This is a genomic window from Pseudomonas sp. FBF18, from assembly GCF_024261405.1.
Lineage (GTDB): Bacteria > Pseudomonadota > Gammaproteobacteria > Pseudomonadales > Pseudomonadaceae > Aquipseudomonas > Aquipseudomonas palmensis.
In genome coordinates, this window is record NZ_QKRS01000005.1 from 143,627 (window position 1) to 157,956 (window position 14,330).

14 protein-coding genes are annotated in these 14,330 nt (G+C 53.1%); 5 read left to right on the forward strand and 9 right to left on the reverse strand.

Going from position 1 to position 14,330, the window contains the following annotated elements; genetic code table 11:
- Positions 1-43: 43 nt before the first annotated feature.
- The gene (locus tag DN387_RS10440) at positions 44-1,315 is read right to left on the reverse strand and encodes a TolC family protein (protein ID WP_143502135.1); all 1,272 of its coding nucleotides are present in this window, start codon (positions 1,313-1,315) and stop codon (positions 44-46) included.
- A 405-nt stretch (positions 1,316-1,720) separates the two neighbouring features.
- On the opposite strand from DN387_RS10440, the gene DN387_RS10445 reads away from it, so the two are divergent.
- Together DN387_RS10445 and DN387_RS10450 are read left to right on the forward strand one after the other, a co-directional pair.
- Positions 1,721-3,064: an OprD family porin gene (locus tag DN387_RS10445; RefSeq protein WP_009395002.1), complete on the forward strand. Its 1,344-nt coding sequence runs from the start codon at positions 1,721-1,723 to the stop codon at positions 3,062-3,064.
- Positions 3,065-3,550: 486 nt separating this feature from the next.
- Positions 3,551-4,225 carry a heavy metal response regulator transcription factor gene (locus DN387_RS10450; RefSeq protein WP_009395004.1) on the forward strand — a complete coding sequence of 225 codons (675 nt, stop codon included), beginning with the start codon at positions 3,551-3,553 and terminating at the stop codon, positions 4,223-4,225.
- A 399-nt stretch (positions 4,226-4,624) separates the two neighbouring features.
- Here DN387_RS10450 and DN387_RS10455 read toward each other — a convergent pair whose 3' ends face one another.
- A complete protein-coding gene (locus DN387_RS10455; protein ID WP_037058650.1) occupies positions 4,625-5,059 on the reverse strand; it encodes a hypothetical protein in 435 nt (144 codons plus the stop codon).
- 298 nt (positions 5,060-5,357) lie between these two features.
- Between DN387_RS10455 and DN387_RS10460 the strand changes: the two genes are divergently transcribed.
- Entirely contained in the window at positions 5,358-6,221 is an 864-nt protein-coding gene (locus DN387_RS10460) for a DUF5677 domain-containing protein (RefSeq protein ID WP_236171621.1), read from the forward strand.
- 258 nt (positions 6,222-6,479) lie between these two features.
- Here the strand turns inward: DN387_RS10460 and DN387_RS10465 are convergent, their stop codons facing one another.
- Together DN387_RS10465 and DN387_RS10470 are read right to left on the reverse strand one after the other, a co-directional pair.
- A complete protein-coding gene (locus tag DN387_RS10465; protein WP_043859632.1) occupies positions 6,480-7,565 on the reverse strand; it encodes an IS630 family transposase in 1,086 nt (361 codons plus the stop codon).
- A gap of 54 nt (positions 7,566-7,619) precedes the next feature.
- Positions 7,620-7,832 (reverse strand): hypothetical protein, encoded by a 213-nt coding sequence (locus DN387_RS10470; RefSeq protein WP_037061891.1) that lies wholly within the window; start codon positions 7,830-7,832, stop codon positions 7,620-7,622.
- A 202-nt stretch (positions 7,833-8,034) separates the two neighbouring features.
- On the opposite strand from DN387_RS10470, the gene DN387_RS10475 reads away from it, so the two are divergent.
- Positions 8,035-8,166 carry a YHYH domain-containing protein gene (locus DN387_RS10475; protein WP_095158879.1) on the forward strand — a complete coding sequence of 44 codons (132 nt, stop codon included), beginning with the start codon at positions 8,035-8,037 and terminating at the stop codon, positions 8,164-8,166.
- 72 nt (positions 8,167-8,238) lie between these two features.
- On the opposite strand, the gene DN387_RS10480 is transcribed toward DN387_RS10475, so the two are convergent.
- Positions 8,239-8,835 (reverse strand): TraX family protein, encoded by a 597-nt coding sequence (locus DN387_RS10480; RefSeq protein WP_009405340.1) that lies wholly within the window; start codon positions 8,833-8,835, stop codon positions 8,239-8,241.
- Here DN387_RS10480 and DN387_RS10485 point away from each other — a divergent pair.
- Positions 8,834-8,971, forward strand: a complete 138-nt coding sequence (locus DN387_RS10485) for a hypothetical protein (RefSeq protein ID WP_009405341.1) — start codon at positions 8,834-8,836, stop codon at positions 8,969-8,971. The two genes, DN387_RS10480 and DN387_RS10485, sit on opposite strands and share 2 nt — an antisense overlap.
- Positions 8,972-9,022: 51 nt before the next feature.
- On the opposite strand, the gene DN387_RS10490 is transcribed toward DN387_RS10485, so the two are convergent.
- The 4 genes from DN387_RS10490 to DN387_RS10505 all read right to left on the reverse strand — a co-directional run bounded on the left by DN387_RS10490 (position 9,023) and on the right by DN387_RS10505 (position 14,318).
- Positions 9,023-10,714 (reverse strand): TnsD family Tn7-like transposition protein, encoded by a 1,692-nt coding sequence (locus DN387_RS10490; protein WP_075804296.1) that lies wholly within the window; start codon positions 10,712-10,714, stop codon positions 9,023-9,025.
- A 298-nt stretch (positions 10,715-11,012) separates the two neighbouring features.
- Positions 11,013-11,831, reverse strand: a complete 819-nt coding sequence (locus DN387_RS10495) for a hypothetical protein (protein WP_009405342.1) — start codon at positions 11,829-11,831, stop codon at positions 11,013-11,015.
- A gap of 324 nt (positions 11,832-12,155) precedes the next feature.
- Positions 12,156-12,524: a histone-like nucleoid-structuring protein, MvaT/MvaU family gene (locus DN387_RS10500; RefSeq protein WP_009405343.1), complete on the reverse strand. Its 369-nt coding sequence runs from the start codon at positions 12,522-12,524 to the stop codon at positions 12,156-12,158.
- Between the two features lie 102 nt (positions 12,525-12,626).
- Positions 12,627-14,318: a TnsD family Tn7-like transposition protein gene (locus tag DN387_RS10505; RefSeq protein WP_075804325.1), complete on the reverse strand. Its 1,692-nt coding sequence runs from the start codon at positions 14,316-14,318 to the stop codon at positions 12,627-12,629.
- Between the last annotated feature and the right edge of the window lie 12 nt (positions 14,319-14,330).

The following is a 14,330-nucleotide window of genomic DNA, read 5'->3' on the forward strand; positions in this document are numbered from 1 at the left end:
ACCGCGTTTTTCAAAACCAGTGCTCAAGAATTGTGTGTCCTGTTCAGCGAACGCCGGCACTCGTACCAACGTCGCCATAAACCCTTTCCACCTGCGCACGCGCATTGGTCGCAGCTGCCAGCGAGTCGAGGTACTGGCCACGCGCGAGGATCAAAGTGCGCTGGGCATCCAGCACCTCGATGAAGCCGAATTTGCCCATCTCGAATCCGCGGGTTGCGGTTTCCACAGCCTGCTGGGCAGACGGCAGAATGGTCTTGTCGTAGGACTCAACCTCTTGCATGGCGGTGGTCCACTGGTTCAGTGCGGTCTGGGTTTCCGAACGAAGTCGCAGTTCCACAGCGTTACGCTGGTCTCGGGCCTGATCTGCACGTCGAGAAGCGGAAAGAATGTTGCCCTGATTACGATCAAACAGAGGTAGTGGCATGGACAGTCCAACCAAATTGATACGCTCACGCACGGAGCGGTCGTATTGGCTACCCACACTCACCGTTAGGTTCGGAATACGTTGTGCTCTTTCTGCACCAAGCGAGGCGTCGCTCTTGTCGATCTGCACTACTGCCTGACGCATCTCGGCAGTCTGATCGAGTTTCGAAAGCAGTTCTTCCGTCTGAGGAGGCACCCCCGGAGACAGGGTCGGAGAGTCCAGACGATCAAATACGGTCACCGAGCTACCAGTAATTTGGCTGAGCTGCTGGTAGGCGTTCGCTTTCTCCGTTTCAGCGCGGCGAACCTGCAGCTTGGCTTCGGCCAGTTGCACCTGGGCACGCGTGGACTCCACAGGGGAAGACTTACCTGCGCGGACGCGTCCATCGACAACCCGAAGGCCACGCTCAGTCAACTCCAGAGATTGTTTAGCCAAATCCAACCCAGTCTGGGCCCGCAGGGCTGCGTAAAAAGCCTGAACGACGTCAGCCCGCAGTCCGTTTACACGACGATCTAACTCCAACTGCGCGACAGTTTGGCCGTAGGTGGCGACTTCAACGCGGGCACCCCGCTTACCACCAAGCTCGAGCGTCTGGCTAAGCGTAACGGTCGTTTGGCTGTTGCTCCGACGAGTGTCCTCAACGTCGTACGAAATTTCGGGGTTGGGGATAAGCCCAGCCTGCTTGCGGGCGCCGTCCGCTATCCCAATCTCCTGTCTAGCTGCAGCGAGATCTGGGTTGGCATCCATTGCTGTGGAGAGTGCTTGCGGCAAGCTGATGCTTTGAGCAAATGCACCAGGTGCCATCAATCCGGAGATAGCCACACAGAGCGCAGCGATCTTCCAGGGCGAGACAGAGGTCTTGGTTAAAATATTGCGGTTATACCGGGGCACTTTGATAGTCCTCGTGCACAAACTTTGATAAAGCTTGGCGAGAACGCGGAATCAGCTGCCAAGCCCCACTGGATTAGGTGATGGCACTCTAATCAGCGGCAGCTATCAGAGGGGTGGCTAGAAAATTACAATTTCGTAAGAAATGCCGGTATCACCTGTAAACACTGAAGAAATCGGCCCATGTGACGGATTTTATTACAGACCAGGCAAATGAGTAGCACGCGTAAAACCGAGAAAGATAACGAACAGATGACGAAATTGTAATTGATCTATCACCCTCTCGTTATCTTTGCCCTGCAAATATTAGCTCGGCGCTACGCTAGGCGCGCTGCCGGGTTAGAACATATAAAGACGCCCGCGCAAGTAAAACATAATAAAAGCTGCCATAAATCAAAGGAGCATCGAATGAGAATTAAGGTACCACTTTATCTGGCCGCAGTTTCTGCGCTCTCTGGAAGCTATGCTATCTCGGCACAAGCTGAAGAAAAGCCGGAAGGCTTTATTGAAGGCAGTAGCCTCACTGTCCTGAACAGAAACTTCTACTTCAATCGTGATAATCGCGATGGTTCTGCCCCTACCTATAATAGCGGCAAGGGCAATACCAATGGCTATTCCGAAGCCTGGGCACACGCGATCATTTCCAAATTCAACTCCGGGTTTACCCAAGGTACAGTCGGATTTGGTGTTGATGCCTTCGCTATGATCGGCCTCAAGCTTGATACCGGCGACGGACGCAACGGCGGCCGAAGCTCCTTCGACGTGCTTCCCGTTGATAACAAGGGCGAAGCTCGCGATGAGTACACCAAGGTTGGTGGCGCAGCAAAAGTCCGCTTGTTCGATACCGTGGTGAAGGTGGGTGATGTTTTTCCATCGACGCCCGTGGTTGCATCGGGCGACTCTCGCCTGCTGCCAGAGAGTTTCCGTGGTGTGACGGTTGAAAACACCAGCATCCAGGGCCTCACCCTGCAGGGGGGTCGACTGCATGCGATGAGCCAGCCGGTTTCCAGCAACCTGAACGATAACTTCGTTACCTTCTATGGCGGCCCGGTAAACTCGCCTTGGATCGGTTACGGTGGTGGCGACTATCAGGTCAACGACAATGTCACCGTGAGCGTATACGCCAGTCAACTGAAAGATGTCTGGAATCAATACTACGCTGGCACCAGCGTCGTTTACCCACTGAGCGACAACCTCGCGCTGCTCGGTGGCTTCAATTATTACAAGGCTGTAGATGAGGGCAAGCGACGCCTGGGTGAGTTCGATAACAACATCTGGAGTGCTAAGGTCGGAGTACGTTATGGTGCTCATACCCTCGCACTGTCGCACCAGCGCAACAACGGCGATGACGACTTCGATTATCTGCGTCAGTCGGATTCCATTTTCGTCGACAACTCGATCCAATACAGCGACTTCAACTCTCCGAAGGAACGCTCCTGGATGCTGCGCTATGACCTGAACATGTCTAGCTACGGCATTCCTGGACTTTCGTTCATGACCCGCTACGCCAGAGGCTCAGGCGCAGACTACTCGAACGCCAACCAGTTCTACATGCGCACTGACAATAACGGCGATCCACTCACCAATCAGAAGCGTTGGGAGCGTGATGTCGAGGTCAAATACGTCGTACAAACAGGTCCAGCCAAAGACCTGTCCTTCCGGTTGCGCCAGGCCACTACTCGCGCCACTGCGTTTGAATCGGATCTGGATGAAACTCGTGTGATCGTGGAGTACCCACTCTCGATTCTGTAATCGCACCGGTTGATTCGGATATTAATAAATATCCGAATCAACCAAAGACTTAACATCAAGAATTCACCTTGAGTAGCTTAATTGCTCCTTTGGTAAAAGGTGGATATTTGGCGTCCTTTGGGCGCCTTTTTTTCACCTAAAATTTAAATATTCGTTCGAGTACATGCATCGCATGTCGATGTAGCTCATGACTGCACCAGTGCTCGGTCTCTTCAATGTGAGGAACCTCTCCGTCATCTGAACGAAACGAGATCAAAACAAAGAAGAAAACAACCAAATATTTCATAAGGCTAAATCACCTTCTAGTCAAAGGGATCATGGTGACGAAAACTGCGACACAGTATACCGAAAGGTTATCAGGCGCATTGCTTACAAATTACAAATATGTAATTTGAGCCCTAATACGTTAGTTATGATTTATCATCCGTTCAGTAACACCGGCGCAAGCGCACGGTTAATGGCTCAGTGATATCGAGACAAAATCAAATGCGAATTCTGGTAATTGAGGATGAGGTTAAAACTGCGGAATATGTGCGCCAAGGCCTAACAGAGTGTGGTTATGTCGTTGATTGCGTACATACCGGTCCAGATGGTCTATTCCTGGCCAAACAACACGAATACGAGGTGATCATTCTCGATATAAACCTTCCAGATATGGATGGTTGGCAGGTTCTCGAGCTACTAAGGCGAAAAAATTGCCCTTCGCGCATCATGATGCTCACCGCGAGGAGCCGCTTGGTCGACAAGGTCAGAGGTCTTGAGAACGGCGCAGATGACTACCTGATCAAGCCATTTGAGTTCCCTGAGCTGCTTGCTCGCGTCCGCGCCTTGATGCGTAGGTCCGATCACCCATCGTCTACAGAAACAATTCGAGTAGCTGATCTGGAACTCGACCAGAGCCGCCACAGAGCATTCCGGGACGGGCAACGAATTGACCTGACGACTAAAGAGTTCGCGCTTCTGCATTATTTGATGCGCAACACCGGACTGGTGCTTAGCCGTACGCAGATAATATCTCAAGTTTGGGATATGAACTTTGACTGCGACACCAATGTAGTTGAGGTTTCTATCCGTAGGCTCAGGGCGAAAATAGACGACCCCTTTGAAAGCAAGTTAATCCATACACTTAGAGGGGTTGGGTATGTACTGGAGAAGCGCTAAAGCTCCAGCAACCAGCATATTTAAGTAGATCTCACGTAAACTTTTGTCACTTGCGAATACCAACCTCCTGCTTGGTTGGGTTTGCTTTTTCTCGGGGGTAATACTACGACGCCGATATTATTTTCCCGTGGACTTGGCGATCGGTTTTTAGCCCCGGCTTATCCCAAAAGGATTCTTTCCTATTTCTCGATAAATAATTTTTTGCGAGTTTTAGCCACGAGGGTAGCCGCTTGGCGGAGCCCCCAGGCGCGCGCTGGAACGCCGGCTGCAGGCGGCGCTAAGCACTCCTGTCTTGGAACTGCATCCGACAATCGCATCGCTTCTCGAACTACCTATTTCGGATCAGGTTGGGTTTAGGGAGCGCCTACTATCCAAAAGCGCCTCCAATGTAGACCTGAACTAACCTTGGAGGAAGCTACAGACCTCGGCACGAGCCGCTGAGGAGACGAGCGCAGGATCGAGAAGCAAGAGCTCGAGTGGCTTCTTACCCGCGAGATAGCTATTGGAACTACCGAACCAGAGCGCCATTCCTAAGCCAGTTTTCCGGGGGGATAACGTCAGGATGATATCGTTCATGCATTGCAGCAACTCACCTTCGGGTGAAAATGCGTAGAGTGGATACAGGGCCTCATGATCCACAATGATCGAGAACACACGGTTCTCGGCTTCCCAGGTACTGAGGATTGATCGGGATAGGTTGGGTTGAAAATGGATGCGACTAGCTAAATCTTCAAAGCAAAGAAGATCGCCGCTGCCAAGGATCCTGGATACAGCTCTTTCAAGGGATTGAGCCTCTCTCAGACGCGTCTTACGTCGAATCTCATCGTTGTCCATCATCGCCTCCCCCCTCGCCAGACCCCGCAATCAGATCCACACCAAATCCGTACGCGCAATGAGCTCGCAGCTCATGCCCGTCTTCAGACTGATTCAAAATTTACCAATCCACGAGCAGATACGACCGCTATCCGATAGGTGGTTTCGACATGCTTCCGCGAAGCGAGCAAAGGCGCTATTCCGGGCTTGCACCGTCTCGCAGATCCAGGGTTGGCCTGTGCAGTCGTTGACGGCTCCCTGAGCGTTCACGCTCAGCCTAGACTCAGCGTACTGGAACGTTGCGATAAGGAGGATGTGTATGCAGTACAAGCGAGAGACCGGGCTGGAAAAAGAGTTCGAGGTCCTCATCGGGTTGATGGCTGAAATGATCACAGCCCAGGCAGAACAATCCGACCCGGCAGCCGACACCCCAGCGTGGATGTTCATTCAACATGATTTGGCCAAGAAACTCTTTCGGCACATGTGCTCAGTGAGGACACTGCTCGAACCGTCTCCATTCAGGAACGAGACAATCCCTGCGGGCAGCTTCATTGATCACTCTTCGATGGCAGTTCTGACCCGTTCGGCGCTTGAAAATTACCTGGTAATGACGTGGCTCCTTAGCGGCGGGGATGATTCGCTGCGAGAGTTTAGGCATAACGTTTGGGAATACTGCGGCTGGAAGAAACGAAGCAAAATAGCAGCAACCATCGATGACGCCAGAGTAGCCCGAAACAAGGCAGAGACCGATGCAGCAGCACTATGGCCCTCTATTCAAAGCTCACCGCACTTCCAAAAATATGCTGCTCCCCAGCAAGACCGCCTTCGCAAAGGCAGCTGGGACGTAGGGTGGCATTGGAACGACCTAGCGGTGGATGCGGGGCTACACAAGACTTATTTCACCTCCTACTACCCGTTTCTAAGTGGCCACGCACACAGCGATTTCATCGGTACCCTCCAAAGTAGCCAAGCGAGAAACCTCGCAGATCAATACATGCTAGGGTCGGCCAACTTGCAGGTAATTCTGATGCTGATCGGGCATTTTTCCCATCACTACTCAAGCCTGTTTCCTCCCGCTCGTGAGGTACTGCTCAATGCTGAAGGTGCCCGGGAAACTGCTGAAAAATGGAATATCCGCGCAGAGGATATGGATTACGTTTACAAGCCAGACAGCCATGTGTAATTGCACCCACGTGACCACCTGTTTGCATTCGATGTGACCATCGATTGGCGTTCGATCTGACCAGTCGCTTGCATAGCTGAGCGGCGAAAGTATCCATCGACGATTGAGAGCTAACGACCCAAAGCTGCTCTTGGCGGAAGGCTGCTAATGACCCCAGCAGCCCTCCATAAAAGGCAGCTTTGGGTCCAGAGGGGCAAGAGAAGCTGTAGACATAAACCTTTAATGAAGAGGCCTAGTGTGGTGTTTCACAAGTAACATTCATATTTTTCGGCCTAATACCTCGGCCGCCCGGCCGACGCTCGCCAAAATGTCCTCGGCCTTTCGATACCAGCGAAACGGTCGAGGGTTGGCGTTGTAAGTGGACAAGTAGTACTCAATCGACTCCTCCAGATCCTTCACGCTGGTGTGTGCCTGGCGCTTGATCCACTTCTCGCTCAGCGTCGAGAAAAAGCGCTCCACCAGATTCAACCAGGATGCCGATGTCGGTGTGAAATGCACTTGGTAGCGCGGATGCGCTGCCAACCATGCTTTCACTTTGTCGGTCTTGTGTGTCGCGTAGTTGTCCATCACCAGATGAACAGGCATGTCCTCTGGTACGTTGGCGTCCACCTCTTTGAGGAAGGCAAGAAATTCCGTGCTTCTATGTCGACGCTTCAATCTTCCGATGACTTCACCCGTAGCAATGTCCAGCGCCGCGAACAACGATGTGGTTCCATGGCGTTTGTAGTCGTGTGTGCGAGTGACGGGATTGCCGGGGGCAAGAGGTAAGCTTGGCTGGGTACGGTTCAGCGCCTGAATCTGGCTTTTCTCGTCGATACAGAGCACCAGAGCCTTGTCGGGCGGGTTGAGATAGAGCCCAACAATGTCGTGGACCTTGTCGACGAACAGAGGATCGGTCGAAAGCTTGAACGTCTTCTCAAGGTGAGGCTTGAGTCCGAAGGCATGCCATATCCGCATGACGCTGGCTGGAGAAATACCGGTTGCCTGACTCATCGAGCGAGTACTCCAGTGGCTGGCATCTTCGGGTTTGGATTGCAGTACCTGATTAACCACGTCCTGTACTTGTTCATCGGTAATGCTGCGAGGCCGACCTGAGCGATGTTCGTCATTCAAACCATCAAGCCGCAACCGACTGAATCGCACCCTCCAACGTGAAACCGTGTGCACGCCAATACCGAGCCTGTGGGCGATCGAGGTGCCTGACTCTCCACCTGCACACGCCAAGATGATTTCGGCCCGAATTCGGGATTCGGCGGGGCCTTTACGTTGCCGGGAGCGGCGAAGCAGTTCGAGGTGTTCTTCGTCGCTCAACTCAATCAGGGCAGCAGGTCGGCCGGTTTTCATATCGTTGCTCCGAGGCATTTCTGATGCTGAAAAGCCTAGACCAAAATATGAGTGTTACTTGTGAAACACCACACTAGTTGGGCCTCCAAATACTTGAAGTTGGTACTCCGAAACGGCCTCAAGTAACGACTCCGCCAGAATTCTCAGGTGCTCGGTCTCATCGGATGGGCGCCCCGCAGCTTTGGCTTCGTGGTACCTTCGCAATGCCTCAATGGCCTGCTGCATCAGTGGCTCACCCGCCTCTATCTTTTTCCGTAAATCGTCCATGCCGTCCTCCGGTTTTGCCAACGGGAGTATAGGACGCATAGCAGATCACTCCGTTAGATACCCGTCATGAACGACAGCTAACGACCCATACCAGTCATTCCTTTCATCGGCTTCGCGGCAATTAGGATTGTTAACGGGAGGCACTTGGCCATATGCTCGCCAAGGCAATTTGCCACTACAACGCTGAGCATGGAGTAGCCTGATGAAAATCGTTTCCCTCGTGATTGCTGCCGTCCTTTCGTTCTCCTCGATAGCCGCCTTCGCACACAGCGGTGGTACTGACTCCAAGGGTTGCCACACCAATCACAAAACGGGCGAGCGCCACTGCCATTAAGGCAGTGCGTGGGCTCTTTCAGCGCTGGCGTTCTTGACCCAGGGGATGCCAGCGTTAAAGCAAAGCCCGCAGCTAAAGCAGGTTGTGAATTCCCAGAAGCCCTGACGGGTAGAACCAATAGCTCCACTGTGTGACTGGCAAGATCTTGAATGGCAGCCGGGCCCAGAACAGAACCAAACCGAGCAAAGGAGCCAAAGCCGCGATCAGCAGCGCCAGAACAGCGAACGGCTCAAGCTGCGCCGCCTGTTCGAATAGGCCAGTACGAGAGTTGACGATTAGTTCGGGGCGTTTGATGGCAAGCACCAGAGCCGCCGGCACGAACACCCCGTAGAAGCAGTACATCAGCGGCTCGCTCAGCAGATAACCCACCAGAATTGCACCGCCAGCCATTACTAGGCTTTCGAGCGTCCGGTGCTGAACTCTCCAAGCGACCAGAAGCCCTAGCGCCAACGTGACCAGGACATTGAAGGTGCCCGAGGTGCTGACCATCCGGTAAGGGACTTCAGAAAGAGCAGCGAACAGCACCAAAAATGCGAGGTACCGACCATTGCTCTGAGTGAATAACTCACCTGGCTGATTGCGTAAAACGTTGATCACGACTGCCAGACAGAACTGGGGAAAAGACAATCTCGGCTCGCGAGCCCTGAAGAATGGCTGGCTGTGGGCCATGGCCGGCGCCTCGTTCGTGGTGATCTTCGCCCTCAACGTGCCGTTCCCGCTGATCGTGCTGGTGGACGCCATCATCCTCGCCATGTTCTTCGGCTCTCACGTGCTTTGGCCACAGAGCTTCAGTGGGGGCATTTGATTGGCCTTCCGCGATGATCGCGGTGACGGCAGCGATTACTCTGCTCCACTGTTAGCTCAGCACGTTGCTTGAGGGCCCGCTTGATGACTTTCTGCGATAGTACGCGTTCCCCCCAAGCAAAAAGTCGAATCCTGGGGGCCCCTGCCAATCCCTAAGAACACCGGTTGATTTGAGAAGTGCTTCGGGGTCAACACCGTTCCTGGAAAAGCTGTCTAAATCCCACTCAAAAAAACTGACAAGAACAGAGAAGACCGGATTAGGTACCGTGGATACCAAATTTAGACCGCCGGTGTTAAGTGGCAGCTTTAGTCTTGTCATATCCGCAATCGCACAAATCAACCTTCTCAGTCGAAAATGCCAAACAGACTCCAAATGAAGTTCAATCTGCTGCACGGTGAGCGGGAATCTGCTCTTACGTACTGATGGACTCGGAGGCAGGCGAACAGGAAGTAGTTTTTGCAGATTGGCGAGGTTCACCCGTTTCTGTTCTTTAGAAATCAGGTAAAGATCCTCAACCTTCGCTTTCAGAATGGCGGCGAACGCGCTGTCTCGCTTATCGCTGACGTCCTCGACCTTAAGCGATTCGGGCTTCGATCCACTAAGCTTCGCCATCAGCCAGGTGTTATCGTTTTCGTTAAGCCACCGTGTGGCTTGGTAAGCCTTTCTCCAAAGATACTCCAGACTGACATCTGTTCGTGCTGCTAGAATCGTCTCGATTTTTTGCCGACACTGTTCTTTTTTACCGACTTTTGGCTTTTCCAAGTTCGAACGAGATCTTGCACCTGAAATACTTTGAAGAATTAGTTCTTGCCTCAATGCGCTCTCAAATTCATCTACTGTTCCAAAAAGATGTAGCGCAATAATTAGATGACGCGCGAGCGGCATATCCATCTGACCTCGATGAGAAGTAAACCTAAGCCACTGCGAACGCTTACCTGCTCCATAGGCTTTGTCCATTTCCGATAGAGATTCATCACCATATTTAGATTGGATACTGTCGAATAGCTTTGAAGTGCCTGTAAATCTACCGTGTATAAACCCGCGCTTTCTGCATTGGCGCAGATAGCAAGAACACAAGGCCTCACTACTCATCGTCTGTATATTTCGCTGAAGCAGTTCGTGTGCGAACTCCGCGAACTTCTGTTGAAGATGACTTCCCTTCTTTGCCGCCGCTGGAGAGAGAGCACTCCAACCGCATGCGCAAGGCTCGGTAAGACTCGGAAGCAACCGAAGCTTTCGGAAGAACGGATGGGTGCATTCGGGACAAACATGCATCAGTAAGTCACCGTGACGCCAACAGACGGAGACACCCGGTATATGGTGGGACCGGTGCCAATAGGCATAACCCAGTTCAAGTAGATCCTGCTGCACACAGCTGGGGCACAGTTTAGCCTTGCCGTGGACGGATCCTTCGCGACGGGGAACACGCGCAACCCGGCAAAAACTGAGCCCTGTCGCCCCATCATTCCCCTCTTGAGCGATGCCTAGAAAAGGTCTGTACAAAGGGAAAGTGGTGTTCGTGGAAATCAGCTCCTCGAGGTTGGCCTCTGCATCGCCAGGTAGCCTGGCAGCGAGCACCTCTAGCCGCTTGGGTAGCGTACCTATGGAGAAAACGTCCGAGCCAAAAAGGTCACGAAAAGTTTCCCCAACGGTTTTGTTACCTGAAAGGAAGTGATAGCGAGTTATACGAGAGTGCAGCATCTCGCCCGGCATAGTCATGGGAAAAAATAGAAGATCAGACATCGGTTACCGACTTACAAATTAGGTTCGGGAAGAACACTCATTCCGTGATCGGTACACTTGTATCACACCAAACCCTGTATCAGGGTCAGGACTTTTAGAAATTTACAAAAGTGTGATGGCGCATAGCCAGTATACTTTCAACACTTTTTTGCCAATATGGCTGTGTGCATCTGCTCGGCAAATATCAAGTGCGCGCCATGATTTTCGGGGGGTTGAGGGCAGTGCCACTCTCAAATTCTTTAACACTTTCTTGAAAAAATGTGTGCATCACATGGCGAGCTGACCACCACCCACAAACTCAGTTTTCGCTCGGCTTTACGAATTCCAAGGCAGAGGCAACATTCTCCTGGGAAGGGCGCTGAGGCGCAGCGGCGCTTCGGACAGGCGGCTTGTCCTCCTCTTCGAGCGCCGGCCACCGCGTATCGAAACCTCGCACTAAATATCGGTTCGTCCGGTCAAATTGATGCTCGTTGTGAAACTCACCAGGGCGGAACGAGACCAGCTCCATGGCATACAGCTGCGTGATCGTATCGGCGATGTGATGTCTGGGAACCCCTGTGTAGCTCGCCAGACGGTCGTAGCTGATGGTCGCTATTCCGCGGCGATCTCGGAATGCCAAGATCGCCAGATAGATCTTCATGGCGTGAAATGACAGCTGCGTAAAGTTGAATTCGCTCAAACGCAGCATACGTCCGAGGTTGCCGTCGTATAGCCACAGCTTCGGGATTTTCCCCCAACCGTAGTCATCATTCCATTTCTCGATTTTGATCAAGGACCCACTCTTGAGGGCGCGCGTCTCGCGAGCGATCAATCCGGCATTTTCGAGTCTGAGAAGGGACCGCGCTACCACCGCTCTAGACATCACACCAAGCTTGCACAACTCCGTATAGGTGACCTTGGCCATTCCTGTGGAGAAGTCCGCGCGGCAGCACAGCACCAGAAAGAGCTTGAGCGCTGCCAGGCTCTCGTTGCGCAGTGCAGGAGCATCGACCTCTGGCTGCACAAGGTGCAAAAACAATCGGCTGCTTGGCCTGGTTGATCGGCCGCGGAAGTCTACAAGAGCTCCCTCGTGGATCCATCTGATCGGCAGCTTCGCCCACTCACTCTTGGCCGCCATCACGCCTTCCCCCATGCAAGCCAGACAACATAGAACATCAGCGCAAGGCTGATCATTAAGCAAAATAACGCAAGATTAACTGGATTGGAGGAAAGCGCTTTCTCAAAAAAACTAAGTAGGTTTTTCACTGTTGCAGCTCCGAAAACTGATCAAGGCTCAACTGTGAAGATCTCGCGCCGCCTTATCTAGATGGAGGCATACCGATTTTCCTTCTCTAGCCCATGTAATACGTGGCTTTCAGGAAAAATTTATAGTTCATTTGAGTTCAGATTCAGAGCCCAAATCGGGGGGGAGGAGACCAATCAAGGATCAGTCTCCTTTCATTCATCGCTGAAGCCACGACTCGACCGTGTCAGCGCCGTGTTCTGACTTCCAGTACTGGAGGCGCTTGTGGTTACCCCCTTTTGTCTCGATGACCTCACCACTGTGAGGATTGAGGTAGACCTTCAGCGCGCGCTGCTTACGCTCCGCTCTAATCTTGGGCTCCCTGACAGGGCGTACGATCGTGGCTTTCGGATCCAGCAACTCAATCACCTGCGGCAGGCCAAAGCCATGTTCGGCCAGAAGGGCTCGAAGCTTTGTCTCAAACTCGATCTCGCGTTTAAGGCCCTCATCGTTTTTCAATGCTTCTAGTTCAGCCAGCTGAGCTGCAAGCTGTTGTTCAAGTTGACGAAACTCCGCCAAGCGCGACATTTGATGACTCCATTTTTGGGATTGGCTGACATCGTAACACTATGGATCAGGTGGACAGGTGGGCCGAGCCCGTCAGCTTGAAGCTCGCGCGGTACCTGCCGGCTAAAAGCCTTTACCCTTCTTGGACGACACCCTCGGCCTTATGCAGGCAGTGCGGTACAACGACGATTGAGTCACGCTTCGTTGCTCCGACAACAGTTTCTCCTGAGCCCATTGCAGACGCCGACGATGAAACTGCTCAGCAGACTCGCATTCCTGCTCCAATGCTCCCGCACAGAGTGGGAGTTTGGCGAGTTGCTTCTCGAACCGCGACAGTGCGTTGAGCTCCCTACCAATCCTGGTACGCGATACTCGAACGGGTTTTCCAGATACTGCTCGAAGCCTCTGAGCACAACTTCTGATCTGCTCAGCAAGTTCCGCGTCGAGGACAACGAATACGCCGGCACTATGCGCCCGGCCTCCGTGGGCATTGCGATGCTCCGCGATGCAGTCCGTAAGCCATGCGCGATCGCATCGATAGAGCCACGCATAATCACGACATTCGCGAGCCTGGAGCCGACGATGAGCCTCCTCAAAGGCTGTTCGCCGCTGCCGGCGCTCGTTTAAAAATCTCGCTTCTCGCCAGGCGCTCGGACCACCTTCCACGGCGCGGATGGCCCGATAAACGTAAACCACGGACACATTCAGCGAGTCGGCGATCCTCAATGCATCGTGTCCGGAAAGCGCTAGCTTCCAAACTGCCGCTGGCAGACCATCCAGCTCTTCAACTCTGGGACTCGCCACCCTCAGGTGTGATGAGCGGACCTCAATTGGCAGTGCTCTCCCCTCCCTGGGCAATAGCAGCTCCCCAGTGTGTGGGATGCTTGCCAGTTCAACTTTCAAAGCGCTGGCCAGCAAGATGTACTTGAGAGGATGGTGGGTGCCTCTGGGCCTTCGAAGCAGCTTGGTAACCCAAGTCGCAGGCAGTCCTGGAGAGGCCTCACGAAGAATCGAATACTCCCCTGCGACCGGGAGTTCGTTGAAAAAACTGTTCATATGCGCAGCCAAACGGCACAGATCCAACCGATGCGCTTCACCGCAAGCCAGATCAAGAGCTGCAGCGCCTTGCAGGAGAAAGGATTGCACTACAGTAGCGGCTAGCGGACCTAGACGTGAACGGAGCAATTGCTGTGAGTTCAATGCGACCTGGTGCAACCTGGGGACGTACTCTTGGGCAACCTCCAGTTGGACTGAATGGCCTTGTACTTCGTCATCGTCTGGAAGATTGAGCTGTCGTGAGTTTCGGCTATGCCAGCCGTGATCCACTACCTTTAGCAACTGGCAATGGTCGGGACATACCAAAACACCGGGTAGTTGGTGGGTTCGATGCCAGTAGGCCGCCCCATCCCGAGCGATATCTTCGTCGATACACAGGGGACAAAACCGCACTCTCGAAGCGCCCTCGATCCGACTGGCATTGATGCCCAATTTCAGCATCAGTCCTTTACCATCTACCGCCATCACGCCCTGAGCGTGCTGCATTTGGTCATGGGTGAGGAAGGGTGCGTAGTAAGGCAACACGGTATGCAGCTCGATGATTCGAGCAACGGAGAGATCAGTGCCGTGGGGAAGTAACTCGGCCAAATCAGCCAACCGACTCGGAAACGCCACGTTCTGCGTAAACGAGGCCGCGGCGAGCTCGCCAGCGAAGGCAGCTTTACGGCTACCTCCACAAAGCCGGGCGTATCGAGAGAGGACACTGTGAAGTGTCTCGTCGAGAAAAGCTGCTGGGAAGAAATGGAATTTGAGCCCCATCTCCATACCCTC

Bases quoted from the DNA above. Each gene is read 5' to 3' on its own strand.
- DN387_RS10505 (WP_075804325.1), bottom strand. From the start codon at position 14,318: ATGGGGCTCAAATTCCATTTCTTCCCAGCAGCTTTTCTCGACGAGACA.
- DN387_RS10445 (WP_009395002.1), top strand. From the start codon at position 1,721: ATGAGAATTAAGGTACCACTTTATCTGGCCGCAGTTTCTGCGCTCTCT.
- DN387_RS10480 (WP_009405340.1), bottom strand. From the start codon at position 8,835: ATGGCCCACAGCCAGCCATTCTTCAGGGCTCGCGAGCCGAGATTGTCT.
- DN387_RS10450 (WP_009395004.1), top strand. From the start codon at position 3,551: ATGCGAATTCTGGTAATTGAGGATGAGGTTAAAACTGCGGAATATGTG.
- DN387_RS10495 (WP_009405342.1), bottom strand. From the start codon at position 11,831: ATGGCGGCCAAGAGTGAGTGGGCGAAGCTGCCGATCAGATGGATCCAC.
- DN387_RS10475 (WP_095158879.1), top strand. From the start codon at position 8,035: ATGAAAATCGTTTCCCTCGTGATTGCTGCCGTCCTTTCGTTCTCCTCG.
- DN387_RS10465 (WP_043859632.1), bottom strand. From the start codon at position 7,565: ATGAAAACCGGCCGACCTGCTGCCCTGATTGAGTTGAGCGACGAAGAA.
- DN387_RS10460 (WP_236171621.1), top strand. From the start codon at position 5,358: ATGCAGTACAAGCGAGAGACCGGGCTGGAAAAAGAGTTCGAGGTCCTC.
- DN387_RS10470 (WP_037061891.1), bottom strand. From the start codon at position 7,832: ATGGACGATTTACGGAAAAAGATAGAGGCGGGTGAGCCACTGATGCAG.
- DN387_RS10485 (WP_009405341.1), top strand. From the start codon at position 8,834: ATGGCCGGCGCCTCGTTCGTGGTGATCTTCGCCCTCAACGTGCCGTTC.
- DN387_RS10490 (WP_075804296.1), bottom strand. From the start codon at position 10,714: ATGTCTGATCTTCTATTTTTTCCCATGACTATGCCGGGCGAGATGCTG.
- DN387_RS10455 (WP_037058650.1), bottom strand. From the start codon at position 5,059: ATGGACAACGATGAGATTCGACGTAAGACGCGTCTGAGAGAGGCTCAA.
- DN387_RS10500 (WP_009405343.1), bottom strand. From the start codon at position 12,524: ATGTCGCGCTTGGCGGAGTTTCGTCAACTTGAACAACAGCTTGCAGCT.